Genomic DNA, 24,744 nt, shown 5'->3' with positions numbered 1-24,744 from the left:
GACCTGTTTGATGTTAAAATGATTGTTTATATTGATGAATGAATCACAAAGGGGCTTGTCGATATGTCCTTATCCATTGACGAACAGCTTTTGCCGCACCGCAATGCCATCGATGAAATCGATGCCGAGATTTTGCGCCTGTTGAACGAGCGCGCAGGCCATGCGCACGCCATCGGCGAATTGAAAGGAACGGGCGCGGTGTACCGTCCCGAGCGCGAAGTCGCGGTATTGAGGCGGATTCAGAGTTTGAACCAAGGCCCGCTGCCTGACGAATCCATCGCAAGGCTGTTTCGCGAAGTGATGAGCGAATGCTTGGCGGTGGAGCGTCCGCTGACGATTGCCTACCTCGGTCCGCAGGGAACGTTTACCCAGCAGGCCGCCATCAAACATTTCGGCCATGCCGCCCATACCGCCGCTTTTCAAACCATAGACCAGTGTTTCCGACAAGTCGAAACGCGGCAGGCAGATTATTTGGTCGCACCGGTTGAAAACTCGACCGAAGGTTCGGTCGGACGCACCTTAGATTTATTGGCGGTAACCGCATTGAAAGCCTGCGGCGAAGTCATTGTCCGTATCCATCACAACCTCTTGCGTAAAGGCACGCACGAATTGGGCGGCATCACAAAAGTCATCGCACACGCCCAAGCGCTGGCGCAATGCAACGACTGGCTCGGACGCAACCTGCCCAACGCCGAACGCATCGCCGTTTCCAGCAACGGAGAGGCGGCAAGACTGGTGGCAGAATCAGATGACCCAAGCATCGCCGCCATCGCAGGGCGTACCGCAGCCGATATTTATCATTTGAACTATGTCGCCGAATGTATCGAAGACGAGCCGAACAACACCACGCGCTTCTTGGTCATGGGGCATCAAGATACAGGCAGCAGCGGCAAAGACAAAACCTCGCTAGCAGTTTCCGCACCCAACCGCGCCGGCGCCGTCGCCGCGCTGTTGCAGCCGTTTACCGAATCGGGCATTTCAATGACCAAGTTCGAAAGCCGCCCGAGCAAATCCGCGCTGTGGGAATACCTGTTCTTCATCGACATCGAAGGACATCAAAACGACGAAAAAGTCCAAAACGCACTGCGGCTCTTGAGCGAACGCGCATCGTTTGTCAAAGTCATCGGGTCCTATCCGGCAGCCGTTTTGTGATGTAACGGGAATGAAGAAGGTCGTCTGAAAATTCAGATACGGGTTTGAACTGCACCCCAAAAGTTGGACATCCCCTCCAACTCACAAGGTGCAGTTTTTTTATGAGCAAATATACATTACACTTCAAATACCAAGCCGTACTCCACTATCTGCATATACGCAGCCAACAGCGTACCGCAGACCACTACGGCATTTCCCGAACCCACCTGAGACGATGGATACGCGCCTATCAAGAAGGCGGTATCGGCGCACTCGAACATCCCCAATCCAAAACCATGCCCCAACATCGAAAAAACCCCTTCATCGCAGATAAACCCGACCAAGAAAAAACACAGGCAGAGCTTATCGAAGAGTTGTGCTATATGCGCGCAGAGGTCGCCTACCTAAAGGAGTTAAAAGCCCTCAGCCAAAAGCAGACCGAAAAGGACAAAGCCAAACCGTCCAAACACTGAGGGCGCAACACCCGCTCAAATACCTGCTGCACATCGCAAACCTGCCCAAAAGCAGCTTTTACTACCACCACCAAGACCGACCCGACCCCGACGCAGCCGACAAAGCCCTCCTTGTCGAAACCTACCGGCGGCATAAAGGACGCTACGGGCAAAGGCGCATTGCCGCAGCATTGGATTGGAACCGCAAAAAAGCAGCTCGGTTGATGAAACAGATGGGGCTGAAAGCCAAAATACGGGCAAAAAAAGCCTACCGCCATCCCGCCATGGGTGAAATATCGGAACACCTCCTCAAACGCCGGTTCAAAGCCCAAAAGCCCAACGAAAAATGGCTGACCGACGTGACCGAACTCAAAGGGAGCGACGGCAAACTGTACCTCTCGCCAATCTTGGACTTGTTCAACCGCGAGATCGTCGCCTACGCCATGAGCCGCAGAGCCGACAGCGAAATGGTGAAGGAAATGCTCGAAAAAGCTGCCCCCCGTCTGACTGCTAAAGGAACGATGCTTCATTCGGACCAAGGTGTACTGTACCGTACGGCGGGGTATAGGGAATTGCTTGCGGAGCATTCCATGGTTCAAAGCATGTCGCGAAAGGCGAACTGTTGGGACAATGCGCCGATGGAAAGCTTCTTTGCGGTGTTGAAGACGGAGTGTTTCTATAATGCAGGTGAATTGACGGTAGATGAATTGATGAAGCAGATAGATGACTATATGGATTACTACAACCGGGAGCGTTGCAGTTTGAAATTGAAAAAGCTGAGTCCTGTCGCATACAGAACCCAGCTTGCACAGAGCGCCTGAATAGGCTTTTATGAGTGTCCAAGATTTGGGGGCCAGTTCAGTTTTCAGACGACCTTTTTTACGCCTTTAACTTGTAGCATCTTCAGTCAGTCCATTGGTCAGCCCACTCTTTCAATAAACGGTGGCGTTTTTCAAATGTCCGACGCAAAGTCGGTAATCCGATTAGCCGGTCAACCGTTTTGCCCAGCCCGAAAGTAAATTCCACCGTATCCGTCACGCAGGTACGCCCCTCGGAAAATTTGAATTCATGTGTATGGCGGAAGGAACGGTAAATCCCTTTCAGCATCAGGTCGGTAAACGATTGGTTCGGCTCAAGCGAAATGATTTCGGCGCGATGCCGCAACCAAATCCCGCAAACTCTGTATCTGAAATCCAAAATATCTCCACGCGCCCAGTATTCCTTTTCCGACAGCCATTGCACGTCAAACGGGAACTGACAGGCAAATCCGTGTCGGGAAGTGCAGTAGCGGAATATCGGTTCGAGCGGCGCATCCAGCCGGACGCTGCGGGTGTAAGTCAGCATGATATTGACCGTTGTGGGTAAAGATGGAGATATTGATAAGAGTGGTGCAGTTGGTATCAGTTCATCATTGCATTGGGCGACATGGTTGGTTTGGTATGGATAATGGAATAAAGGTCGTTTGAAAATTTTCAGACGACCTTTTGACTTATTCCTCATGTGAAAATAAGCCGGTGTTTTCTTCCGTATTTTGTAAAAATTCAACAATTTTTCTTGTTTTTTCTAATTCATTCTCTACGTTCTGAATATCTTTCTCACGTTTCTCATAGTTTGCAAAAACTAACTGCCTTTCAAGTGTTTCTTTTTTTCTTTGTAATTCATTTTTTTGCTGGTTTAGTATTGATATAAATCTGCTCTTTGATTCATTGAATAATTCTACCATTTTAGTGGGTAGCTTATTGTTTCCAAATGAAGGTCTTATATCATCAATACCGATTGTTGTTGTAAGATAGAGCCATATAAAATCATCATGATGTTTAACTGGAAGGACAGTATCTTCCATACCTAATTGCATACCTAATTGCAGGTGTTCTAAAAAATTATATCTATTGAGTAACCCTTGAAAATTATTGAATGTTTTTGAATTTAAAGATAGGCAGTTTAAAGCAATTAATTTAAGGATTTCATTGGGGATAAAGGAGCGAAGTATATTGCTATATATTTTTTCTTGTGGATTAATATATGAATTACTAATTTTCTCTCTGGATTTTTCGTCATCAGCAACATAATCTTCTATACTGATTTTATTATTTGTATTTCCATATGTGTCTTTGGATAAATTTAGTGAGATTAATTTAAGTATCTGAAATAGTACAATGAAGTACCTTTTCAATTCAAGATTTTGTTGTATATTATTTGCGATGTAAAGATTAATTTTTATTTGGTTGTCGCAAACGTTTGATTGGTAGATTTTTGAATACTTCTCATATATTTCATTAATAAATGAATCTTTATTATCATGTGCTGGATTATATTTGTTTATTTCATCAATATTTTTGACAAGGGTTTCAACTATTTTATTATGCTGCTCCAGCAAAGAAAAAAACGTCGATTCAAACTGTTGCAGATTAAAAATCTCTGACTGGCGGCTTTGTTGTTCTACCTGTTGGCGTTGCTGTTCTGCAGCCTGTTTCAACTCTTCGCGCGTTGCTTGCATTTCCTGCGCTTGTTGATGAATGGTGTAGAGCAGGCCGATAAGGGCTAGGAAGCTGATGATGGGGTTCAGCGTGCCGCCCAGATAGTCGCCGAATGTTCCCCATGTGGCGGAGTCGTTAGCAATGGGGAATGTTTTAAAATTGTTGATATATCGTTCTAAAACAAAAATAAATGCTGCAACAGCGATTCCGCCTAATACCCATAATAAGCGATTGGGTTTATTCCCTTTGTCCATGGTTTTTCCTTTTGTTTACACTCATAAAGGTCGTCTGAAAAATTTTCAGACGACCTTATTTTATAAATCCGAATCAGCAATATCTATACCGTTGTTTCCGCATATGGGGAATTGCGATGCGGGGATTTCCTAGTTTAATCTGCGGCATGTTTGGCGGGTATTCAGCCCAGCATCGCCAAAAGCTCTTCCTCGCTCAAAACCGCCACACCCAAGGCATTGGCTTTTTCCAGCTTGCTGCCTGCGGCTTCTCCGGCGACGACGTAGTCGGTTTTTTTGGACACGCTGCCGGAAACTTTGCCGCCTGCGGCTTCGATCAAGGCTTGGGCTTGGTCGCGTTTGAGGGTGGGCAGGGTGCCGGTTAACACGAAGGTTTTGCCTGCTACGGCTTCATTGAGGTCGTCTGAAACTGTTGCTCCTTGGTTTTCAGACGACGTTTGTGCGAAGAAGGTTTTCAGGTTTTCGAGCAGGGCGGCGTTTTGTGTTTCGCTGCGCCATGCTTGCCAGTCGGCGGGGAGGGTTTTGTCGGTTTGCAGGCCCTCTATGCTTTTGCCGGCGAGTTCCCATAAGGCTTGGGCTTTGTTTTCGCTGATTTTGAAACCGGGCAGGCGGGCAATCCAGCGTTGCGGCTCGGCGTGGCGGGCGGGCGGGATGGTAACGGCTTGGGTTTGCGGGGCAACGCCTGCGGCGAGCAGCTCATCTATCATCGCCTGCTGCGCGTCTTGGGCGAAGAAGTGGGCGATGGAGCGGGCGACGACGGTGCCGATGTCGGGCAGGCAGGCGAGGATGGGTTCGGGTGCGCGGCGGACATGTTCCAGCGAGCCGAATGCCTGCGCCAGCGTTTTGGCGGTGCGTTCGCCGACGTGGCGGATGCCGAGCGCGAACAGGAAGCGGGCGAGTTCGGGCGTTTTGCTGGCTTCTATGCCTGCGAGGATGTTTTCCGCCCACTTGGTCGGTTGTTTTTTGCTGTTTTGGGTGTTGGATTCAGACAGGTCGTCTGAAACCGTTTCTGCGTCACCGTTTTCGTTTTCAGACGACCCTTTATCCGCCGTTTCCTTCATTTTTTGCAAGGTCGGGATGTTGAGGCGGTAGAGGTCGGCGAAATGGCGGACGAGGTTTTGGGCGACCAGCTGCTCGATTTGTTTTTGACCGAGGCCGTCGATGTCCATGGCTTTGCGTGAGGCGAAGTGGATTAAGCCTTGCGCGCGTTGCGCCTGACACAGCATGCCGCCGCTGCATCGGGCGACGGCTTCGCCTTCTTCGCGTTCGATTTCGCTGCGGCAAATGGGGCAATGGGTTGGCAGGCGGTAGGGCTTGTGGAGCGGAACGGATTGGGTTTGATTGGCGGACGGTGTTTCGGCAAACAGGTCGTCTTGCTGATGCTTGAGGTCGTCTGAAACGGCAACGGCGGTTTCCTGCATCGGGCGGCGTTCGAAAATCACGCGCACGACTTCAGGAATCACGTCTCCGGCGCGGCGCACGACGACGGTGTCGCCGACGCGCACGTCTTTGCGCGATACTTCGTCCTGATTGTGCAGGGTGGCGTTGGTGACGGTGACGCCGCCGACGAATACGGGTTGCAGGCGGGCGACGGGGGTAACCGCGCCGGTGCGCCCGATTTGCACGTCAATCGCTTCGACGATGGTCAGGGCTTCTTCGGCGGGAAATTTGTGGGCAATCGCCCAGCGCGGCGCGCGGGAGATGAAGCCGAGTTCACGCTGTTGCGCCAAGCTGTTGACTTTGACGACCATGCCGTCGATTTCGTAGGGCAGTTCGGGGCGTTTTTGCTGCATTTGTTCGTAAAACGCCAATACTTCGTCGATATTTTTGAAACAGCCGAAATTGCCGTCGGGCAGGCTGAAGCCGAGTTCTTGGAAATAGGCGAGTTCTTGGATGTGTTCTTCCGCGACGAAACCGCCTTGCTGACGGGCGACGGAGTAGGGGAAAAAGTGTAGTTTGCGTTGCGCGGTGATGCGCGAATCGAGTTGGCGCAGGCTGCCGGCGGCGGCATTGCGCGGATTGGCAAAGGGTTTTTGCCCGTTTTCGGTTTGTCTTTTATTGAGGGCGGTAAAGTCGGCTTTGAGCATCAGCACTTCGCCGCGGACTTCGATGAATTCGGGCGGATTATCGCCGTGCAGCCGCAGGGGGATGTTGGCGACGGTTTTGACATTTTGGGTAACGTCTTCGCCAGTCGTGCCATCGCCTCGCGTCGCCGCCTGCACCAATACGCCGTCGCGGTAGAGCAGACTGATGGCGAGGCCGTCGAATTTGGGTTCGATAACGTATTCGGGATTGCCGCCGTCCAAGCCGTCGCGCACGCGTTGGTCGAAGGCGTACATTTCGGCATGGTCGAACACGCCGTTTTCATCTTGCGGGGAAAAGGCGTTGGTCAGCGACAGCATCGGCACTTCGTGGCGCACTTCGGCAAATCCCGCCAAAGGCTCGCCGCCGACGCGCTGGGTCGGGCTGTCGGGCAGTTTGAGTTCGGGATGGTTTCGTTCCAACGCTTCGAGTTCGCGGAATAATTTGTCGTATTCGGCATCGGGTACGCTGGGCGCGTCGAGGGTGTAGTATTCGTAGGCGTAGCGGTTGAGGAGGTCGGTGAGGTGGCGGATGTGTTGTGCGGTCGGATTCATGGAGGAAGGTTTTCAGACGACCTTTGTCTGATATAGTGGATTAACTTTAAACCAGTACGGCGTTGCCTCGCCTTAGCTCAAAGAGAACGATTCTCTAAGGTGCTGAAGCACCAAGTGAATCGGTTCCGTACTATCTGTACTGTCTGCGGCTTCGTCGCCTTGTCCTGATTTAAAGTTAATCCACTATACATGATGGGACGGGCAAAGGTCGTCTGAAAAATGATAGGTTGAAAACAGTTGAATTTTACCCGAAAAAAAGCGGATATGCCGTAACGACATATCCGCTTTGATTACATTCGATTTTAGGAGAACAGGCGCAGGGCTTGTTTGCTGCCGGGTTTGATGCCGACTTTGAGCATTTCTTCCTGACGCGCCAAGACGTAATTGCGAATGTCTTTGAGCCATTGGGTAGAAACTTCTTCCATTTTGTCGTTGACCAGATCCAAGCCCAACTGACCGGAGAGGCGTACCGCCAAGTCCATGAAGAGGTCGAAGGTTTTTTCGCCGGCGGGCGCGTGCGGGATGTCGAGCAGCATGCTGAAGCCTTTGTAGGACTGGTTGTCCAACAGGGCGTTGGTAAACGCGTCGCCTGTGAGGCTGTGGATGGCAAACATCGGGCTGCCGGTTTGTCCGGTGTAGTGGAATGCGCCGTCTTCGCCCAATACGAAGCCGAGGTTTTCAACAGACGCGCGCAGTTCGACGCCGCTGATGTTGCTGTGTGAAACCAAGTGGATGGCGATGGTTTGATCGACGCGGGCGCAGAAGGTGTCCAATGCCTGCGCGACTTCGGTAAACGCTGCCAAATCGGTGTGGAGGACTTTGCCGCCCATCAGTTGGGCGAAGGTGTCAACTTGTTGGTTGAACTGTTGCAATTCTTCTTGAGTCGCCAAACCGTTGCGGCTGACTGCTTGCAGGCCGACAACGAAACCTTGGTAATACACGCTCGGAATCGGTTCGGCAACTTGGAAGCGGTCGTCCATGGTGCAGCCGATGATTTGGAAACGGTGGCGGTTGGACAGGCGGGGCAGGGCGTGCAGCTCTTGCGCTTCGGAGAGGGCGATGTAGGCGAGGTAGTCGAAGCGCGGGTCAAACCACGGCAATTCGACTTGAGACAATTCGTCCAAGCTGACCAAAGGTTGGTTGGCGGCGGACGGCAGGTTAACCGGCTCGTCACTGGCGGCTTGGGTGGTGATTTCGTTGTTCAGCCCGATGACGGTATGCTGTACCGGCTCGTCGGTAAAGTCGTCTTCAATCGCCAACTCGACATCGGTTTTGATGGCGGAAGGTTTGGCGAGTTTGGCTTTGGCGGCGAAGATTTCGTCTTGTTCTTGCAGATTGCGCAGCGCGGCTTCTTGGGCTTTGTTCGCTTTTTTGACGAACAGGCCTTTGCCGCCGGATTCTTTACCGTCGCGCACATGGCTGGTTTTACTGTTCAGGAGCGCGTCTTTGTCGGAGTGGCCGAACTGCTCGCGCACCTGTTTGCGGTATTGGTTTTCTTGGTACATATTGTAGGCGATGACGGCAAGGATGACTGCCAAGCCTAAGACGATGAAAATCATGGGTAATCACTTTTTTGTAAGAGCGGCATTCCGTCTTCGTTGCCCGGGGTGGTTTGCCTTTGGGCGTATGCGGAATCGTATTGCCGCGAGTAAGTTCGTCGGAGTCGGACACGGATTGTCCCGTATGGATGCTCGATTATAACGAAAATAAACTTTTCTGACAGCAAATGCCGAGAATGATAGCCCAAAATCGGGCCAGGTCGTCTGAAAAATGCTATATGGCATTTTTGAGCGATTAACGGACAACCGGGAAACCTGCTGCCTGCAATCTTTGCCAGTCGAAAAAGTGGCCGGGGTCGGTTTTGCGGCCGGGGGCGATGTCCTGATGACCGGTAACGGCGGTGATGGGGTAATGCCCGATCAACGCTTGCAGCAGGGTTTCCAGCGTTTGATATTGCGCCTCGGCAAACGGCTCGAAATCGCAGCCTTCCAATTCGATACCGACCGAAAACGCGTTGCACTTTTCACGTCTGCGAAACGACGACACGCCCGCGTGGTACGCCATATCGTCGCAAGAAACGAACTGCACCGCCTCGCCCTCGCGGGTGATCAGAAAATGGCTGGAAACGCGCAAGGTGTGGATGACGCTGAAAAACGGATGTTCGTCGGGGGCGATGCGGTTGGTAAACAGCTTTTCCACCGCGCCCGTCCCATATTCGAAAGGCGGCAGCGAAATATTGTGTAAAACCACCAGCGACACAGTTTCTGATTCTGCACGCGGCTCGAAGTTCGGCGAAAACGCGCGGCGCGCAGGCTGCCACCAGCCTTGTTGCCAGTCAATGTCTTGGCATTCGGACGGAAGATTCATATTCAGACGACCCTTTATTTCATACGACCACTGAGGCGGAAAAAACATACGTCGGGCGGGCGCGCAGGGAAGAAGGCGCGCATTTCGGTTATACTGTCGTCCGACGTTCACAAATCAAAAATCCTACCATGCTGAAAAAAATGTTGAAATGGTTTGCGGTATTTTTTGTTGCCGTTGCCGCCGTGTTCGCCGCCTTGCTGTTTGTTCCCAAAGACAACGGCAAAGCATACCGCATCAAAATTGCCAAAAACCAAGGCATTTCTTCCGTCAGCCGTACGCTTGCCGAAGACGGAGTCGTTTACAACCGCCATGTACTGGTCGCAGCCGCCTACCTGATAGGTGCACACAATAAACTCAACGCCGGCTCGTACCGCCTCCCTTCCAACATTTCCGCCTGGGGCATTTTACAGAAAATCCGCAATGGCAGACCCGATGCCGTTACCGTTCAAATCGTCGAAGGTTCGCGTTTTGCCACCATGCGTAAAATCATCGATAACACGCCCGACATCGAACACAAAACACGCGGCTGGAGCGATGCGGAACTCATGCAGGCGATTGCCCCCGACGCGCTCAGCAGCAATCCCGAAGGCCAGTTCTTCCCTGACAGCTACGAAATCGACGCAGGCAGCAGCGATTTGCAAATCTACCAAACCGCTTATCAAACCATGCAACGTCGTCTGAACGACGCCTGGGAAGATCGCCAAAGCGGATTGCCCTACAAAAATCCGTATGAAATGCTGATTATGGCGAGCCTGATTGAAAAAGAAACCGCCCACGAAGACGACCGCGCCCATGTTGCTTCCGTATTCGTCAACCGCCTCAACATCGGCATGCGCCTGCAAACCGATCCGACCGTGATTTACGGCATGGGCAGCGCGTATAAAGGCAAAATCCGAAAAGCCGACCTCCAGCGCGATACGCCGTATAACACCTACACCCGCAGCGGCTTAACCCCGACCCCCATCGCCCTGCCAAGCAAAGCCGCCCTTGAAGCCGCCGCGCATCCGTCGAATGAAAAATACCTCTATTTCGTCTCCAAAATGGACGGCACCGGCTTGAGCCAGTTCAGCCATAATCTGGAAGAACACAACGCTGCCGTACGCAAATACATTTTGAAGAAATAGGTTGAACTGAGCTTCAAAAGCATAAAGGTCGTCTGAAAATTTTCAGACGACCTTTTATCTTTCGCAAGCCTTAAGCCGCTTCCCAATAATCGATATAAAGCTGCAATTCCATCTGATTGCGCCACTCGTTTGCCACAGGGCGGTAAACCGTGCGGATGTATTCGGGAATATCATCGGTACACCGCCAGAACATGGCTTCAAATTCGTAGCCGTCTTTTTGCAGCCAGACTTTTTTGTGTTTGCCCTCCGCGCCCAAAGGTTGCTGGCGGATGACGTGAAACTCGTCGGTAAAGCTCGGCGGCGCGAAGCCTTGTCCCCAAACATGGCGGGCGAGGTTTTGCGCCTGTTCCAGCGTGATGTCGCAGGCTTTCAGGCTGCCGTCGGTGATGAAGGTTTGCGACAAATCGTCTTCGCACACCATTTCGCGCACGGCTTCTTCAAAGGCCGTCTGAAACGCGGGAATGTTGTGTTCGAGTATGCTCAAGCCCGCCGCCATCGCGTGTCCGCCGAATTTCAAAATCAAATCGGGGTGACGTTTGGATACCAAATCCAAAGCGTCGCGCAGGTGCAGGTTGGGAATGGAACGCCCCGAACCACGCACTTCGCCGTTGTCCGCTGGGGCGAACACGATGGTCGGGCGGTAGAAGCGGTCTTTGAGGCGGCTGGCGACGATGCCGACCACGCCTTGATGAAAGTCGTCGCGGTAGGCGACCAGGGTTGTCTGACCTGAAGGCAGGGTTTCGGGAAAAGCGTTCAGCGCGTCTTGCAACATGGACTGCTCGATTTCGCGGCGTTCGATATTGAGGTCGTTCAACTGCGCCGCCAATGCCTGCGCTTCCGCGTCGTCGCGCGCCAACAGGCAGGCGATGCCGACCGACATATCGTCGAGCCGTCCGGCGGCGTTGATGCGCGGACCCAGTGCGAACCCCATGTCGAAAGGCTGCGCTTTGCGCCAGTCGCGCCGTGCCACTTCAAACAAGGCGCGGATGCCGGGACGCATTTTGCCGGAACGCATCCGTTTCAAACCTTGCGAGACGAGGATACGGTTGTTGTGGTCGAGTGGGACGACGTCGGCGACGGTGCCGAGTGCGACCAAATCCAAAAGTTCGCCCAGATTCGGCTCCTTCAGCTCGTCTGAAAAATAATTACGGCGGCGCAATTCGGCACGCAACGCCATCAACACATAAAAAATCACGCCCACGCCCGCCAGACTTTTGCTGGGGAAGCCGCATCCTTTTTGGTTCGGATTGACGATGATGCAGTTGGGTACGGTTTCAGCGGGCAGGTGATGGTCGGTAACGATCACGTCCAAACCCAATTCCTGCGCCCGCGCCACGCCTGCGATGCTGGCAATGCCGTTGTCGACCGTAATCAGCAAATCCACGCCTTGCGCGGCGGCGATTTCGGCAAGCTCGGGCGTCAAGCCGTAGCCGTGTTCGAAGCGGTTGGGTACGAGGAAATCCACCGCCGCGCCCATCGCCGCCAAACCGCTCATGCCGACGGAACACGCGGTCGCGCCGTCGGCATCGTAGTCGGCGACAATCAGGATTTTTTCCTTGCGCTCGATAGCATCCGCCAGACGGCGGGCGGCGGCTTCGCAATGCGTCAGCGATTGATAAGGCAGAAGGCTGGCGAGTTTGTCGTCCAATTCGGCAGGACTCTGCACGTCGCGCGAGGCGCACAGGCGGGCGATTAAAGGGTCGGCGCCGGCGGTGAGCAAATCATCGAGGACGTTTTGGTTGACGGGGCGGGTTTGGATTTTGACGGGCATGGTGTGTGGACGGGGTATAGTTGTATTTGAGGGGATGTATTTTAAGGCGGGAAAGGTCGTCTGAAAACTTAAAAGCAAACCAAAATCTGCTGCCTGGTTTCAGACGACCTTTTATTGTGAAAGAGAAGGGGAACCTCTTTCTCGTTTTAAGTTTCCGGGACAAAGTTGTCGTCAAACAAATTGTCCTGCTGTATTTCTTCCCGTTCTTCCTGTTGTCTCAGCAAATCGAGTTTTTTGTTGCGGATTTTGGTTTTGCGCATATGCAGCAGGCGCATGACTTGGTGCTTTTGGTCGTCCGTCATCTGCTGCCAATACAATCTCTCTTCACGACTGCGCAGGCAACCTTTGCAATAGCCTTTTTCGTTGGCTTCACATACGCCGATGCAGGGGCTGGGGATGGGGAAGAAATCGGGTTGTTCCATAATGAAGGTGCGGAAAGGTCGTCTGAAAGAGTATAGCCAAGGTGCAGGGTTTCGGCCAGGTATGTACCGTCCGAATATATAAGGTCGTCTGAAAACCTTATTGATGGTTTTCAGACGACCTTTGTTTACTTTAAAAAATCAAGTAATCAGTTTGCCATTTGTTTTGCCTGAACCGCTGTCAGGGCGATGGTGAAGACGATGTCTTCTACCAATGCGCCGCGGGAAAGGTCGTTGACCGGTTTGCGCAAACCTTGCAACAATGGACCGACGCTCAGGACGTTGGCGCTGCGTTGTACGGCTTTGTAAGTACAGTTGCCGGTGTTGAGGTTCGGGAAAATCAAGACGCTTGCCTGACCGGCGACGGTGCTTTCAGGGGCTTTGGTTTTGCCGATTTCAGGCACGGTTGCCGCATCGTATTGCAGCGGGCCGTCGATTTCCAAGTCCGGGCGTTTTTCTTTCGCCAGTTTGGTCGCTTCAATCACGGCATCGACATCAGGGCCGCTGCCTGAGTTGATGGTGGAGTAGGAAATCATGGCAACTTTAGGCGGGATGCCGAAGGCTTTGGCGGTATCGGCGGATTGGATGGCGATATCGGCAAGCTGTTCGGGTGTCGGATTCGGGTTGACCGCGCAGTCGCCGAAGACGAGGACTTGGTTGGGCAGCAGCATGAAGAATACGCTGGACACGAGGCTGGCGCCCGGTGCGGTTTTAATCAGTTGCAAAGCGGGGCGGATGGTGTTGGCGGTAGTATGAACGGCGCCGGATACCAAGCCGTCCACGTCGTTTTGCGCCATCATCATGGTGCCGAGGACGACGGTGTCTTGCAGTTGTTTGCGGGCGTCTTCAGGCGTCAGCCCTTTGGATTTGCGCAATTCGCACATCGGCTCGACGTATTGTTCGACCAATGTGGCGGGATCGATGATTTCCAAAGAGTCAGGCAGGTTGATGCCGCGTTCTTTGGCAACGGCTTCAACTTCTTCGCGTTTGGCAAGCAAGACGCAGCGGGCAATGCCTTTTTCGTGGCAGATGGCGGCTGCGGCGACGGTACGCGGTTCTGCACCTTCGGGCAGGACAATGCGCATATCGGCTTTGCGGGCAAAATCAATCAGGTTGTAACGGAATTGGGCGGGAGAAAGGCGGGATGCTTCGCGTTTTGCCAACGCAGATACGTCTTTGAGCGCGCTGCTTGAGCCGTAGAACGTCAGTCCAGTCAGACGGGCAACTTCTTCGCCCACGGATGCTGCCGCGCCTTCAATAATGAAGCCTTCCAAAAGACCCGGTGCGTTGGTGTAAAGCTGTTTGGCAAGGTTGATTCGGTGTGCCGCTTCGGCTGCGTCGGCATTGTCGGATTGCAATGCCAAGACTACGCCTGCATCCAAAGACAATGCCAGCTCGACGTTTTTGCCGGACAGGAAGAGTTTGTCCGCTTCGGGGGCGATACCTTCGATAACAAGATTGTCGGTATTGAGTGCGACGGCTTTGCCGACCACAGCGTCAAACCAGTCGTCGCTTTTGCCTTGCGCCAACAGGGTTTCGGCGGATGCGTCGAGCGGTTGGAAAACTTGCGCGCCCAAAGCTTGGGCAAAGGCTTTGCTTGCTGCTGCCACGTCCAAACCGGCGGATACCGGAGCGACCAATAATTTAGCCATGATATGTGTCCTTTCTATTTGGAGGTTGTCCGTCGCCGCCGTGATGCGGACGTAACGGCAATGGCTTAATACTAACAAACAAACCGCGTTTCCAACAAGGTTAAATGTTAATGGATTGAGTGAAAATGCAATGGATTTTTAAGGGGCTGATACTGTCTATGCAAAATATAGAAAAGGTCGTCTGAAAAAACCTTTGATGGGGTTTTCAGACGACCTCTTGTGCGGTTGGGTTGTCAGCCTTTGAACACGGGGACGAGTTCGAGCTGGCTCAATACCTGCGCGGCGATGTTGATGACACCGAAGAGGAAAACCCAAACCATCAGCCCGAATCCGCCGTAAACCTTGTAGTTTTTGCCTGCGCCGAATTTTTGGCGCGAACGGTAGAGCAGCATGGCGGGGATGATGCCGGTCCAAATGGTTGCCGCCAGACCGACGTAGCCTATGGCGGTAACGAAGCCTGTTGGATACAACAGACAGAAAATCAGGGGCGGCAGGAAGGTGAGGGCGGCGGTTTTGGTACGGCCGGACACGCTGTCGTTCCATTTGAAGATGTCGGCGATGTAGTCAAAGAGGCCGAGCGTTACGCCGAGGAAGGAAGTGGCAATCGCCATGTAGGAGAAGAGGGTCAACACTTTGTCCATGCTGCCGGTTTGGGCGAATTTGGACAGTGTTTCGATGAGGACGGAGACTTGCCCTTCGGCGGCAATCACGGGGGCGAACTCGCTGCGCGGCAGGTTGCCTTGGATGGCGATTTGCCACAGGACGTAAATCACAAGCGCAATCAGCGTTCCTGCCCAAATGGATTTGGCGACTTTGCGCGCATCGCCTTTGAAGTATTTGAGCAGGCTGGAGACGTTGCCGTGGAAGCCGAAGGAGGCGAGGCAGACGGGCAGGGCGGCGGAGATGTAAATCCAGTAGCTCGTGCCTGCGGGGGCTTGGGTGTCGAAGAGGACGGGCAGTTTGGCATCGGCAATCAGCCCGCCGGTCGCCCAAATGAAGGTCAGCACCATGCCGCCGATGAGGACGCTGGTGAAGCGATCGACCAGCCGTGCCGACGCCCACACGCAAAAGGCGAGGATGCCGAAGAAGACAAGCTGTCCGACGGTGAGCGAAACGTCGCCGCCTACCGCGCTGCCCAGCCCTTTGGCGGTCAAGTCGCCGCCGACGAAGATGTAGGCGTAGGTAAGTAAATATAAAACGAAGGCGACGGCAACGCCGTTGATGGCGTTCCAAGTCGGGCCGAGCAGGTCTTTGACCATGGTGTCGAAGCTGGCGCCGTGCGGATAGTGGGTGTTGACTTCAAGGATCATCAGACCGCTGGAAAGCATGGAAAACCAAGTGTAGAGCAACACAATAAGCGAGCCTGTGAACCAGACGCCGGAGGTGGCGGTCGGGTTGGCAAGCATGCCTGCGCCGATGACTGTACCGGCGATAATCATGGCGCCGCCGAATAGCGACGGGGTTTTGACGGACATGAAATTCTCCTCGGAAAAACAGTCCGCCATTATGCCGTAAAGTGTAAGGATTGGTAAGGAGGTCGTCTGAAAATTGCGGGGAAATGGCAGACAGCAGGAGGATTTTCGGACGGGGCTGCGGCGCGTGGATGAGGACGATTTAATTTTTTGAAAGATAGGGAGAAACTGCGGTTTCTCCTTTTTTTGTCTGATTGGGTTGAAAAAGGGTTTTCAGACGACCTTTTGCTTGAAAATGCCGAATTTACATATTTATACGGCATTTTATGGCTAATTTTTCTCTAATTTTGCCTTCCTAGAATGCGCAACCCTTACAGAGGCCGCATCCGAAACAGGGTGCGATAACAAAAAAACAGACGACACATCAAGCAGAAAGGAAGCCGCATGAGCCAATCATACGAAGTCATTTTTGAAAACAACCGCAAATGGCAGGAAACGAAGAGGCAGCAATGCCCCGATTACTTCAAAGACCTCGCCGACGGACAAAATCCCGAATACCTCTACATCGGCTGCTCCGACAGCCGCGTCGCGGCGGAAGAGCTGATGGGGTTTGAACCGGGCGATGTGTTTGTACACCGCAACGTTGCCAACCTTGTGCACGGTTTGGACATGAATGCCGCTTCTGCCATCGAATACGCCGTCTCGCATCTGAAAGTCAAACACATCATCATCTGCGGTCACTACAACTGCGGCGGCATCAAAGCGGCGATGCTGCCCGAAGATTTGGGCGCGATGAATCCATGGCTGCGCAACATCCGCGACGTGTACCGCCTGCATCAGGAAGAACTGGACGCAATCGAAGACGAACACCTGCGCTACGACCGCCTGGTCGAATTGAACGTGCAGGAACAGTGCCTCAACGTCATCAAAATGGCGTGCGTGCAGGAACGCTACCTGCTCGACGGCTATCCGATCGTGCACGGCTGGGTCTTCGACCTGCGCACCGGTCGCCTCATCGATTTAAACATCGATTTCAAAAACATCCTCGCCGACATCCAGAAAATCTACGACCTCACCGATTCCGAATGGGTGGTCAACGCGCGCAAGAAAGTGGGTTGATGGCTTGGAGGTCGTCTGAAAATCAGTTTGAACAAGCGTCCTGATTTTTCAGACGACCTTGATTTGCCCCAATCCCATCAAATACAAAAACATACACACATCAGGAGTACCCCTCACCATGAAACCCCATCAGAAAAAACAGCCTTTGGGCAGCCTGTTTAAGTCCAATTTCGCTTCCGGGCTAGTCGTCTTCCTCGTCGCCCTGCCGTTGTGCCTCGGCATCGCGCTCGCTTCCGGCGCGCCGCCGTTGTCCGGCGTGTTGGCGGGCATCGTCGGCGGCATCGTCATCGGTTCCCTCAGCACCTCGCACATCAGCGTGTCCGGCCCCGCCGCGGGCTTGGCGGCGATTATCCTTGCCGCGATTACCGAACTCGGTTCGTTCGAGCTGTTTCTGTGCGCGGGCTTAATCGCCGGCGCCATCCAGCTTTTGCTCGGCTTCATCCGCGCCGGCAGCCTTGCCGAATATATCCCCGTGTCCGTTATCGAAGGCATGTTGGCGGGCATCGGCGTGATTATCATCATGAAACAGATTCCGTTTGCCTTGGGCAGCAGCGGCAGCCTCGCCAACCCCGCCGCCCTGTTCGCCGACATCCACACAGGCTCCCTTTTGGTAGCAGGCGTGTCGATGGCGATCCTAATCGTATGGGACAAAATCCCCGCGCTGAAAAACATCAAAGCCCTGCCCGCCGCGCTGGTTGCCGTGGGTGCGGGGATACTGATGAACCAATGGTTTATCGCCAGCGGCAGCAGCCTTGCCATTCCCGCCGGACAACTCGTCCAACTGCCCGTCCCCGACACATGGCGCGAAGCCGCAGCTATGCTCACGCTGCCCAACTTTTCAGGTTTCGGCAACAGCTACGTCTGGATGACCGGCATCACCATCGCCATCGTCGCCTCGATTGAAACCCTGCTCTGCATCGAAGCCGCCGACCGCCTCGACACCCGCCGCCGCATCACCGACACCAACCGCGAATTGCGCGCACAGGGCGCAGGCAACATCGTCAGCTCGCTCATCGGCGGCCTGCCCATCACCTCCGTCGTCGTGCGCTCGTCCGCCAACGCCAATGCAGGCGCGACGCACAAACTGTCTGCCGTTATCCACGGCGTCCTGTTGCTGGTGTGCGTTTTGGCGATTCCCTTTATCCTCAACATGATCCCCCTGTCCACCCTCGCCGCCGTTTTGCTGCTGGTGGGCTACAAACTGGCGAAACCCGCCACTCTCCTGCATTTCTGGCATAAAGGGCTGTACCAGTTCATCCCCTTTGCCGCCACCCTCGTCGCCGTCATCGCGCTCGACCTGCTCAAAGGCGTCGGCATCGGGCTCGCCATCAGCATTATCTTCATCCTTCAGGGCAACATGAAACGCGCCTACTACCTCAGCCGCGAAGAACTCGCCGAAGCCGACGAAATCAGCTTGGAACTGGCGGAAGAAGTCTCGTTCCTGAACAAAGCCGCCATCAAGAAAACCCTGAAAAACATCCGTCCGGGTTCGAAAGTAACCATTAACGCCGAACGTTCGTCCTACATCGCCGGCGACGTATTGGAACTGATTGAAGACTTCGCCAACGTCTTCGCCAAAGAAAACGACATAGATGTCGTGCTCAAAGGCTTCAAATCCGACTACGACCACGAAGGCCGCAACCACCACAGCCATGTGCGGGTAGGGCACAGCGCGAGTATTTAGAAGTCGGGTTGGAATGAGTAGGAAAAGAAAGAGGCCGTCTGAAAAAACCTGTTTGGGGATTTTCAGACGACCTCTTTAGCAGATGCAAATGGAAAATACCGGCTTCGTCATTCCCGCGCAGGCGGGAATCTAGGTTTTGGAAGCTATGGAAATCTTTAAAAATTGCAGCGGCCTTTTGGAGTCTGGATTCCCGCCTGCGCGGGAATGACGGCGGCTGATGAATCGGCTGTTTCGTCCGACAGAAAAGAAACATGACGAAATATCTAAAAAAAACAGCAGGATTCGCGGGCAAAGCCCACGCTACACCGTCGGGCAACACCTAAAGTTGGAGAAAACCCATAGCGGAATTTTTTGTGTTGATTTGAGGGATAACAATCGTAGCGTGGGTTTTGCCCACGAGAATTCTCCCCCTCTCCCGTCCGGCGGGAGAGGGTTGTGGAGAGGGTGGTTCTTACCCTTTATGCCGTATATATGCAAGCCACCCCATCCTAACCTTCCCCCGCCAGACAGGGGAAGGGATAAGGTTGCCGTAGTGGAAAAGTCGTCTAAAAATCCTGTTTGGAGTTTTTCAGACGATCTCATTGTGTTCTAATACTTTAAATTCACTATCGCTTCAATACGACAGGATTCGCGGGTAAAGCCCACGCTACACTGTCGGGCAACGCCCAAAGCTGGTGGAAAGCCCATAGCGGGAGTTGTTGTGTTGATTTGTGGTGTAACTGTAACCTGGGCTTTGCCCACGAGAATTCGCTCCCTCTCCCGTCTGGCGGGAGAGGGTTGGGGAGAGGGTGGCTCTTGCCCTTTATGCCGTATATCCTCCACCCCGCCACACCATCCTAACTTTCCCCGCAGGACAGTGGAAGGAATCAGGTTGCCGTAACTGAAAAAGGTCGTCTGAAAACCTTATCTCAAGTTTTCAGACGACCTTGCGTTTTTGACGGATTTGACGACGGTAATTTAGAACGTAACTGCTTCAGCCAAAATTTTACCTGCCAAGTCTTTGGGCGACAGGTTGGGTTCCCCTTGCAACGGCCATTCGATGCCGACGGTCGGGTCGTTCCAAATCAGCGAATGTTCGGCTTTCGGGTTGTAATAGTCCGTGCATTTGTAAACGAATTCGGCTTCATCGCTCAAAACGTAAAAACCGTGTGCGAAACCTTCAGGTACCCACAGTTGGCGTTTGTTTTCTGCCGACAGGATTTCGCCAGCCCATTTGCCGAAAGTCGGCGAGTCTTTACGCATATCGATGGCAACGTCAAACACTTCGCCGACGACGACGCGCACGAGTTTGCCTTGCGTGTTTTCGGTTTGGTAATGCAGGCCGCGCAATACGCCTTTGCCTGATTTGGAATGGTTTTCCTGCACGAAGGTGCGGTCGCAGACGTTAGCTTTAAACCATTCGTCGCGGAAAGTTTCCATAAAGAAGCCGCGCGCGTCGCCGAAGACTTGCGGTTCTAAAAGTTTGACTTCGGGTAGGGTGGTATCGATGATTTTCATGAAGTATTCTCAATTATAGGGCAGGTCGTCTGAAAACGGACGGGATGTTACAAACAAGCCATTTCGTTTGCCATTTGCTGTTCTAAGGTTTCGCGGCGGCGGATAAGCCGGTATTCGTTGCCGTCCACTAAGACTTCCGCCGCCCGGTTGCGCGTGTTGTAATTGCTTGCCATGCTGGCACCGTATGCGCCTGTGCTGCGGATAACCAGCAAATCGCCTTCTTCGCAGGCAAGGGTACGGTCTTTGCCGAGGAAGTCGCCGGTTTCGCAAATCGGGCCGACGATGTCGGCGGTCAGCGGCGGGATATTTTTTGGTTCTACCGTTTCGATATGGTGATAGGCGTCATACAGGGCGGGACGCATGAGGTCGTTCATGGCGGCATCGACCATGACGAAGTTTTTCTCTTCGCCGTGTTTGACGAACTCGACGCGCGCGAGCAGCGAGCCTGCGTTGCCAACCAAGCTGCGGCCGGGTTCGAGGATCAGTTTCAGACGACGTGTGCCGATCAGTTTTTGAACCGCTTGGGCGTACGCGCCCAAATCGGGGACGGTTTCGTCTTGATAAACGATGCCGACGCCGCCGCCTAAGTCCAGATGTTCTAAAACGATGCCTTCATCAGCCAACTGATCCACCAAAATCAAAATGCGCTCGCAGGCTTCGATCAGCGGGCTGAGGTCGGTCAGCTGCGAACCGATGTGGCAGTCGATGCCGATGATTTTGAGGTGGCTTTGGCGGGCGGCGTGGCGGTAGGCTTCGAGCGCGTCGGCGTAGGCGATGCCGAATTTGTTGGCTTTCAGACCAGTGGAGATGTAGGGATGGGTTTTGGCATCGACATCGGGGTTGACGCGCAGGGAGACGGATGCGGTTTTGCCCAAGCGTTCGGCAACCTTTTGAATGCGGTCGATTTCGGGGATGCTTTCCATATTGAAGCATTTCACGCCGGCATGCAGCGCGAACTCGATTTCCGCCTCGCTTTTGCCCACGCCTGAAAATATGGTTTTCGCCGCGTCGCCGCCCGCCGCCAAAACGCGCGCCAATTCGCCGCCGGAGACGATGTCGAAACCGCTGCCCAACGAGGCGAAGTGTTTGATGATGCTCAGATTACCGTTTGCCTTGACTGCGTAGCAGACGAGCGGGGAAAGCGCGGCAAACGCGGTTTGGTAGTTTTCAAATGCTTCGGTCAGCGCGGATTGGCTGTACACATAAAGCGGCGTGCCGAATTCTTCGGCAAGGCGGGAATAGGGGACTTGTTCGCAATGCAGGGTCATGTTGGTGAGGCTTAATCGTTGGTTTGATTGGTAGGTTCTTTGGAAGAATGGATTTTCAGGCCGGTTTGGACCACGCCGAAACGCGCCTTGTCGCCTTCTTTGGGCAGATAGAGGTCGCCTTTGTAACCGCAGGCTGAAAGCAGGAGGGCGGTTGCCGCAGCAAAAAATACGCCGTATTTCATCGGTAAACTTCCTTCATAAGCGCGAATGTGGCAAGATTCGGTATCTTAAACAAAAAACACACAAAAAGCCATGATGACCGAAAGCGAATTCATCCGCATGAGCGAAGAATTGTTCGAACATATCGAAGACCAAATCGACGAAAACGGCTGGGATTTCGACTGCCAGTTTGCCGGAAACGTCCTGACCATCGAAGCGGCAGACGGCACGCAAATCATCGTCAACCGCCACACGCCAAACCAAGAATTGTGGATTGCCGCAAAAAGCGGCGGCTACCATTTCGCCGAGCAAAACGGCAAATGGCTGGCAACGCGCGACGGACGGGATTTCTACGATGTTTTGAACGAAGCCCTGAGCGCGGCTTCGGGCGAAGCGGTGGAAATTGCCGAATTGTAATTTGAGTATTCCCACAAAGAGAGCGTTACCCAATGGCACAATTACCCCTGTATCGGACTGCCGAAATCGAAAATTTTACTGTCGGCACGCCCGAAGTTTTAGAATCATTTTTCGAACATATCCCTTATGGCGTCGTCTTTGAAGACGACGGCGACACGGGCTACTTCTATGCCGCCTCGCAAGATGGGATTTTGGATGCCTTGCATATCTACAATGTCGAAGATGTATCCGACAAACATATCCCCAATCATGTCTTGATCTTATGGGATGATGCCTGCACCATAGCCGCATTGTGCATCAACGGCTACATCCATGCCGTCTATGATTTTGTCGAGCAGGCAGGATATTGCCGCAACGGCTTCCCTGAAGCAGACGGCGAATGGGTGAAAGTCGAAAACCGCGTCTTGGACGATGAATTGCTGGACAAAATCCTATCCCGAAAACCTACATAAACCACTCAAAAGGATAACAAAATGCCCCTGTTAGACAGTTTCAAAGTCGACCACACCCGTATGCACGCCCCCGCCGTGCGTGTGGCGAAAACCATGACCACGCCCAAAGGCGACACCATTACCGTATTCGATCTGCGCTTTTGCGTTCCCAACAAAGAAATCCTATCCGAAAAAGGCATCCACACGCTGGAGCATTTGTTCGCAGGCTTTATGCGCGACCACTTGAACGGCAACGGCGTCGAAATCATCGACATTTCCCCGATGGGCTGCCGCACCGGTTTCTACATGAGCCTCATCGGCACGCCCGACGAGCAGCAGGTCGCCGACGCATGGCTCGCTTCGATGCGGGATGTCGTCAATGTCAAAGACCAAAGCAAAATCCCCGAGTTGAACGAATACCAATGCGGCACTTATCTGATGCACTCGCTTGCCGAAGCGCAGGAAATCGCGCAAAACGTCCTGACGCGCAAAGTGGCGGTGAACAAAAACGAAGAGCTGACGCTGGATGAAAGTTTGCTGAACGCTTAAACGATATGCTTGAAAAAAGGTCGTCTGAAAACGGGAAACCGGATTTCAGACGACCTTTAGGTTTGGGGGTGTGATATTCCGCTGTCGGTTTGTTTAAGCAGAAAAATATATTTCAAAACTAAAAAATAAAATACGAGAACAAGATAAATACGGGAAGTTCCTATAAGGTTATTCTACAATACACCTTTTATTTATTGCATAAGGTCGTCTGAAATGACGGATTTGTCGAAAGGTCTGATTGCGGCGGCGTTGTCCAATATTTTGTTTGTTGTGTTGTTTTTATACGGAATTTGGATGAAGCCGATGACGGGGACGGAAGTCTTCGCTTGGCGGATGGTGGCGATGCTGGCGGCTTTGTTTGGCCTGATGGGGATGGTGGGCGGCTGGCAGGCGGCAGACAGATTTATACGCGGCGTCGGCCGGGATTGGAAACGCTGGCTGTTGATTTTCCTGCCCACCCCTGTTTTTGCGAGCCAGTTGTGGCTGTTTGTCTGGTCGCCCGTCAACGGGGAGGGCGTGAATGTGGCGATGGGCTATTTTCTGTTTCCGCTGGCTATGATGTTGTGCGGGCGGATTTGGTTTAAAGAACGCCTCAACCGCCTGCAAACGGCGGCTGTCATGCTGGCGTGCGCCGGCGTGGCGTGGGAATGGCTGCGGATGGGTGCGTTTTCGTGGGCGACGGTGTGGGTGTTCGGCACTTATCCTGTGTATTACCTGCTGCGGCGAAGGTTGGGCGTGCCGCCTTTGGTCGGATTGACGTTGGATTTGATGTTGATTGCGCCGTGCGCGCTGGTGTATATCGTATTTTTTACGGATACGTTAGGTTTGATTGCCGATATGCCCGTATTGGCGGGGTTGGTGGTATTGCTGGGGATAAACAGCGCGGTAGCCATGCATTTGAACCTGAAGGCAAATCAATTATTGCCGGTCGCTGTCTTCGGCATGATGAGTTATTTGGAGCCTGTTTTGCTGTTTGCCGTATCGGTAACGTTTTTGGGCGAACCTTTGCAGCCCGGGGCTTTAATCAGCTATGGTTTGATTTGGTCGGGGTTATGCCTGATGATGGCAAACGGGTGGATGAAGGCAAGACAGAAAGCGGTTGATGAAAGATAAAGGACAATAAAAGGTCGTCTGAAAACTTGGAAACGGGTTTCAGACGACCTTTTTATTTTTAAATCAAGATGGAGGATTACCAGTTTTGTACGATTTGGGTTGCTTCGTTCAGCCGCTCTACCGTTCCGACATCCAACCAAAGACCGTTGTGTTTTTGCGCGTCAACCTTTCCTTCGTTCATTGCTTGGCGCAGGAGGGGGGCGAGTTTGGCCGGATGGTGCGGCGGTGTATCGCGGAAGAGTTCGGGACGGTAAACACCTACGCCGCTGAAAGTCAAGGCTTCGCCTGCTGATTTGTCTGAAGAGGCTAAGCCGTTGGCAAGCAGGGCGAAGTCTCCGTTGGGATTGTGCGGCGGGTTGTCAACCAGCCATAGGCAGGCGAGTTTGTCTGAATGGGGCAATGCTTCGGCGGCCTGTCGGGCTTTGGAAAAGTCGATGTCGGTCAGTACGTCGCCATTGACAACGAGGAATGGTGCGTCGCCAAGCAGGGGTAGGGCAGTGGCAATGCCGCCTGCGGTTTCCAAGCCGCCTGCTTTTTCAGGGGAATAGGCGATGCGTACGCCGTATTGCGAGCCGTCGCCGAGCGTGGTTTCGATTTGTTCGCCGAGCCAGGCATGATTGATGACGATTTCGGTGAAGCCTGCGGTTTTCAGACGACGTAAGTGCCAGCCGATTAAGGGTTCGCTGCCGACTTGAAGCAGGGGTTTGGGGGTATGGTCGGTCAGCGGGCGCATCCGTTCGCCGCGTCCCGCGGCAAGTATCATTGCTTTCATGGGGGAGATGGATAAGTTTGGATAATGAAATGATGGGCAGTCT

General features: G+C 53.2%; 22 protein-coding genes and 3 pseudogenes. 12 read left to right on the top strand and 13 right to left on the bottom strand.

Annotation, left to right across the window (positions count from 1 at the left end):
• The first annotated feature begins 63 nt into the window (after positions 1 to 63).
• The 3 genes and pseudogenes from NM96_07800 to NM96_07790 all read left to right on the top strand — a co-directional run bounded on the left by NM96_07800 (position 64) and on the right by NM96_07790 (position 2,404).
• Complete coding sequence (locus tag NM96_07800) at positions 64 to 1,152, top strand: prephenate dehydratase (GenBank protein ID AVR79246.1); 1,089 nt, start codon at positions 64 to 66, stop codon at positions 1,150 to 1,152.
• A 101-nt stretch (positions 1,153 to 1,253) separates the two neighbouring features.
• Positions 1,254 to 1,539 (top strand): annotated as a pseudogene (locus NM96_07795) (helix-turn-helix domain-containing protein).
• Positions 1,508 to 2,404, top strand: coding sequence for a hypothetical protein (locus NM96_07790; protein AVR79245.1), 897 nt, complete (start codon positions 1,508 to 1,510; stop codon positions 2,402 to 2,404). The pseudogene NM96_07795 and the gene NM96_07790 overlap by 32 nt, the downstream one beginning before the upstream one ends.
• A gap of 82 nt (positions 2,405 to 2,486) precedes the next feature.
• Here NM96_07790 and NM96_07785 read toward each other — a convergent pair whose 3' ends face one another.
• The 3 genes from NM96_07785 to NM96_07775 all read right to left on the bottom strand — a co-directional run bounded on the left by NM96_07785 (position 2,487) and on the right by NM96_07775 (position 6,947).
• Complete coding sequence (locus NM96_07785; protein AVR79244.1) at positions 2,487 to 2,927, bottom strand: CDP-paratose synthetase; 441 nt, start codon at positions 2,925 to 2,927, stop codon at positions 2,487 to 2,489.
• A gap of 145 nt (positions 2,928 to 3,072) precedes the next feature.
• Entirely contained in the window at positions 3,073 to 4,314 is a 1,242-nt protein-coding gene (locus tag NM96_07780; protein ID AVR79243.1) for a hypothetical protein, read from the bottom strand.
• Positions 4,315 to 4,475: 161 nt separating this feature from the next.
• Positions 4,476 to 6,947, bottom strand: coding sequence for a DNA ligase (NAD(+)) LigA (locus tag NM96_07775; GenBank protein AVR79242.1), 2,472 nt, complete (start codon positions 6,945 to 6,947; stop codon positions 4,476 to 4,478).
• 62 nt (positions 6,948 to 7,009) lie between these two features.
• Here NM96_07775 and NM96_07770 point away from each other — a divergent pair.
• Positions 7,010 to 7,142 (top strand): annotated as a pseudogene (locus NM96_07770) (IS5/IS1182 family transposase).
• A gap of 107 nt (positions 7,143 to 7,249) precedes the next feature.
• Here the strand turns inward: NM96_07770 and NM96_07765 are convergent.
• Entirely contained in the window at positions 7,250 to 8,506 is a 1,257-nt protein-coding gene (locus tag NM96_07765; GenBank protein ID AVR79241.1) for a cell division protein ZipA, read from the bottom strand.
• 235 nt (positions 8,507 to 8,741) lie between these two features.
• Positions 8,742 to 9,314, bottom strand: coding sequence for a 1,6-anhydro-N-acetylmuramyl-L-alanine amidase AmpD (locus tag NM96_07760; GenBank protein AVR79240.1), 573 nt, complete (start codon positions 9,312 to 9,314; stop codon positions 8,742 to 8,744).
• On the opposite strand from NM96_07760, the pseudogene NM96_07755 reads away from it, so the two are divergent.
• Together NM96_07755 and mltG are read left to right on the top strand one after the other, a co-directional pair.
• Positions 9,291 to 9,449: pseudogene (locus tag NM96_07755) on the top strand (UDP-N-acetylglucosamine diphosphorylase). The gene NM96_07760 and the pseudogene NM96_07755 sit on opposite strands and share 24 nt — an antisense overlap.
• Positions 9,443 to 10,438, top strand: coding sequence for an endolytic transglycosylase MltG (mltG, locus tag NM96_07750; protein ID AVR79239.1), 996 nt, complete (start codon positions 9,443 to 9,445; stop codon positions 10,436 to 10,438). Before NM96_07755 ends, mltG begins: the two are co-directional and overlap by 7 nt.
• 70 nt (positions 10,439 to 10,508) lie before the next feature.
• Here the strand turns inward: mltG and recJ are convergent, their stop codons facing one another.
• The 4 genes from recJ to NM96_07730 form a co-directional block, all read right to left on the bottom strand.
• Positions 10,509 to 12,209 carry a single-stranded-DNA-specific exonuclease RecJ gene (gene recJ, locus NM96_07745; GenBank protein ID AVR79238.1) on the bottom strand — a complete coding sequence of 567 codons (1,701 nt, stop codon included), beginning with the start codon at positions 12,207 to 12,209 and terminating at the stop codon, positions 10,509 to 10,511.
• A 146-nt stretch (positions 12,210 to 12,355) separates the two neighbouring features.
• The gene (locus NM96_07740) at positions 12,356 to 12,631 is read right to left on the bottom strand and encodes a DUF1289 domain-containing protein (protein ID AVR79237.1); all 276 of its coding nucleotides are present in this window, start codon (positions 12,629 to 12,631) and stop codon (positions 12,356 to 12,358) included.
• 146 nt (positions 12,632 to 12,777) lie between these two features.
• Positions 12,778 to 14,280, bottom strand: coding sequence for a phosphate acetyltransferase (locus NM96_07735; protein AVR79236.1), 1,503 nt, complete (start codon positions 14,278 to 14,280; stop codon positions 12,778 to 12,780).
• A 233-nt stretch (positions 14,281 to 14,513) separates the two neighbouring features.
• Positions 14,514 to 15,755 carry a tryptophan permease gene (locus NM96_07730; GenBank protein ID AVR79235.1) on the bottom strand — a complete coding sequence of 414 codons (1,242 nt, stop codon included), beginning with the start codon at positions 15,753 to 15,755 and terminating at the stop codon, positions 14,514 to 14,516.
• Positions 15,756 to 16,136: 381 nt separating this feature from the next.
• On the opposite strand from NM96_07730, the gene NM96_07725 reads away from it, so the two are divergent.
• Positions 16,137 to 16,811 (top strand): carbonic anhydrase, encoded by a 675-nt coding sequence (locus NM96_07725; GenBank protein AVR79234.1) that lies wholly within the window; start codon positions 16,137 to 16,139, stop codon positions 16,809 to 16,811.
• 118 nt (positions 16,812 to 16,929) lie between these two features.
• Positions 16,930 to 18,495 (top strand): SulP family inorganic anion transporter, encoded by a 1,566-nt coding sequence (locus NM96_07720; protein ID AVR79233.1) that lies wholly within the window; start codon positions 16,930 to 16,932, stop codon positions 18,493 to 18,495.
• A 957-nt stretch (positions 18,496 to 19,452) separates the two neighbouring features.
• Here NM96_07720 and rfbC read toward each other — a convergent pair.
• From rfbC to NM96_07705, 3 genes are read right to left on the bottom strand one after another with little or no spacing between them, the layout of a single operon-like run.
• The gene (gene rfbC / locus NM96_07715) at positions 19,453 to 19,992 is read right to left on the bottom strand and encodes a dTDP-4-dehydrorhamnose 3,5-epimerase (GenBank protein ID AVR79232.1); all 540 of its coding nucleotides are present in this window, start codon (positions 19,990 to 19,992) and stop codon (positions 19,453 to 19,455) included.
• 47 nt (positions 19,993 to 20,039) lie between these two features.
• On the bottom strand, positions 20,040 to 21,260 hold the full coding sequence (gene lysA, locus NM96_07710; protein AVR79231.1) for a diaminopimelate decarboxylase: 1,221 nt from the start codon (positions 21,258 to 21,260) through the stop codon (positions 20,040 to 20,042).
• 11 nt (positions 21,261 to 21,271) lie between these two features.
• Positions 21,272 to 21,442, bottom strand: a complete 171-nt coding sequence (locus NM96_07705) for a prokaryotic lipo-attachment site family protein (GenBank protein ID AVR79230.1) — start codon at positions 21,440 to 21,442, stop codon at positions 21,272 to 21,274.
• Between the two features lie 70 nt (positions 21,443 to 21,512).
• Here NM96_07705 and NM96_07700 point away from each other — a divergent pair, with 70 nt between their 5' ends.
• The 4 genes from NM96_07700 (at position 21,513) to rarD (ending at position 23,929) form a co-directional block, all read left to right on the top strand.
• A complete protein-coding gene (locus NM96_07700; protein AVR79229.1) occupies positions 21,513 to 21,836 on the top strand; it encodes an iron donor protein CyaY in 324 nt (107 codons plus the stop codon).
• A 32-nt stretch (positions 21,837 to 21,868) separates the two neighbouring features.
• Positions 21,869 to 22,288, top strand: a complete 420-nt coding sequence (locus NM96_07695; protein ID AVR79228.1) for a DUF2251 domain-containing protein — start codon at positions 21,869 to 21,871, stop codon at positions 22,286 to 22,288.
• Between the two features lie 21 nt (positions 22,289 to 22,309).
• A complete protein-coding gene (locus NM96_07690) occupies positions 22,310 to 22,816 on the top strand; it encodes an S-ribosylhomocysteine lyase (protein AVR79227.1) in 507 nt (168 codons plus the stop codon).
• A gap of 213 nt (positions 22,817 to 23,029) precedes the next feature.
• Positions 23,030 to 23,929, top strand: a complete 900-nt coding sequence (gene rarD / locus NM96_07685) for an EamA family transporter RarD (protein AVR79226.1) — start codon at positions 23,030 to 23,032, stop codon at positions 23,927 to 23,929.
• Between the two features lie 76 nt (positions 23,930 to 24,005).
• On the opposite strand, the gene NM96_07680 is transcribed toward rarD, so the two are convergent.
• Complete coding sequence (locus NM96_07680; GenBank protein ID AVR79225.1) at positions 24,006 to 24,701, bottom strand: nucleotidyltransferase family protein; 696 nt, start codon at positions 24,699 to 24,701, stop codon at positions 24,006 to 24,008.
• Positions 24,702 to 24,744: the final 43 nt, after the last annotated feature.

Source organism: Neisseria mucosa, from assembly GCA_003028315.1.
Taxonomy (GTDB): Bacteria; Pseudomonadota; Gammaproteobacteria; order Burkholderiales; family Neisseriaceae; genus Neisseria; species Neisseria mucosa.
This window is presented reverse-complemented; position numbering and strand designations above follow the sequence as displayed.

Excerpts from the sequence above, each read along its gene's own strand:
- NM96_07800 (AVR79246.1), top strand. The coding sequence starts at position 64 with ATGTCCTTATCCATTGACGAACAGCTTTTGCCGCACCGCAATGCCATC.
- NM96_07785 (AVR79244.1), bottom strand. The coding sequence starts at position 2,927 with ATGCTGACTTACACCCGCAGCGTCCGGCTGGATGCGCCGCTCGAACCG.
- NM96_07780 (AVR79243.1), bottom strand. The coding sequence starts at position 4,314 with ATGGACAAAGGGAATAAACCCAATCGCTTATTATGGGTATTAGGCGGA.
- NM96_07775 (AVR79242.1), bottom strand. The coding sequence starts at position 6,947 with ATGAATCCGACCGCACAACACATCCGCCACCTCACCGACCTCCTCAAC.
- NM96_07765 (AVR79241.1), bottom strand. The coding sequence starts at position 8,506 with ATGATTTTCATCGTCTTAGGCTTGGCAGTCATCCTTGCCGTCATCGCC.
- NM96_07760 (AVR79240.1), bottom strand. The coding sequence starts at position 9,314 with ATGAATCTTCCGTCCGAATGCCAAGACATTGACTGGCAACAAGGCTGG.
- mltG (AVR79239.1), top strand. The coding sequence starts at position 9,443 with ATGCTGAAAAAAATGTTGAAATGGTTTGCGGTATTTTTTGTTGCCGTT.
- recJ (AVR79238.1), bottom strand. The coding sequence starts at position 12,209 with ATGCCCGTCAAAATCCAAACCCGCCCCGTCAACCAAAACGTCCTCGAT.
- NM96_07740 (AVR79237.1), bottom strand. The coding sequence starts at position 12,631 with ATGGAACAACCCGATTTCTTCCCCATCCCCAGCCCCTGCATCGGCGTA.
- NM96_07735 (AVR79236.1), bottom strand. The coding sequence starts at position 14,280 with ATGGCTAAATTATTGGTCGCTCCGGTATCCGCCGGTTTGGACGTGGCA.
- NM96_07730 (AVR79235.1), bottom strand. The coding sequence starts at position 15,755 with ATGTCCGTCAAAACCCCGTCGCTATTCGGCGGCGCCATGATTATCGCC.
- NM96_07725 (AVR79234.1), top strand. The coding sequence starts at position 16,137 with ATGAGCCAATCATACGAAGTCATTTTTGAAAACAACCGCAAATGGCAG.
- NM96_07720 (AVR79233.1), top strand. The coding sequence starts at position 16,930 with ATGAAACCCCATCAGAAAAAACAGCCTTTGGGCAGCCTGTTTAAGTCC.
- rfbC (AVR79232.1), bottom strand. The coding sequence starts at position 19,992 with ATGAAAATCATCGATACCACCCTACCCGAAGTCAAACTTTTAGAACCG.
- lysA (AVR79231.1), bottom strand. The coding sequence starts at position 21,260 with ATGACCCTGCATTGCGAACAAGTCCCCTATTCCCGCCTTGCCGAAGAA.
- NM96_07705 (AVR79230.1), bottom strand. The coding sequence starts at position 21,442 with ATGAAATACGGCGTATTTTTTGCTGCGGCAACCGCCCTCCTGCTTTCA.
- NM96_07700 (AVR79229.1), top strand. The coding sequence starts at position 21,513 with ATGATGACCGAAAGCGAATTCATCCGCATGAGCGAAGAATTGTTCGAA.
- NM96_07695 (AVR79228.1), top strand. The coding sequence starts at position 21,869 with ATGGCACAATTACCCCTGTATCGGACTGCCGAAATCGAAAATTTTACT.
- NM96_07690 (AVR79227.1), top strand. The coding sequence starts at position 22,310 with ATGCCCCTGTTAGACAGTTTCAAAGTCGACCACACCCGTATGCACGCC.
- rarD (AVR79226.1), top strand. The coding sequence starts at position 23,030 with ATGACGGATTTGTCGAAAGGTCTGATTGCGGCGGCGTTGTCCAATATT.
- NM96_07680 (AVR79225.1), bottom strand. The coding sequence starts at position 24,701 with ATGAAAGCAATGATACTTGCCGCGGGACGCGGCGAACGGATGCGCCCG.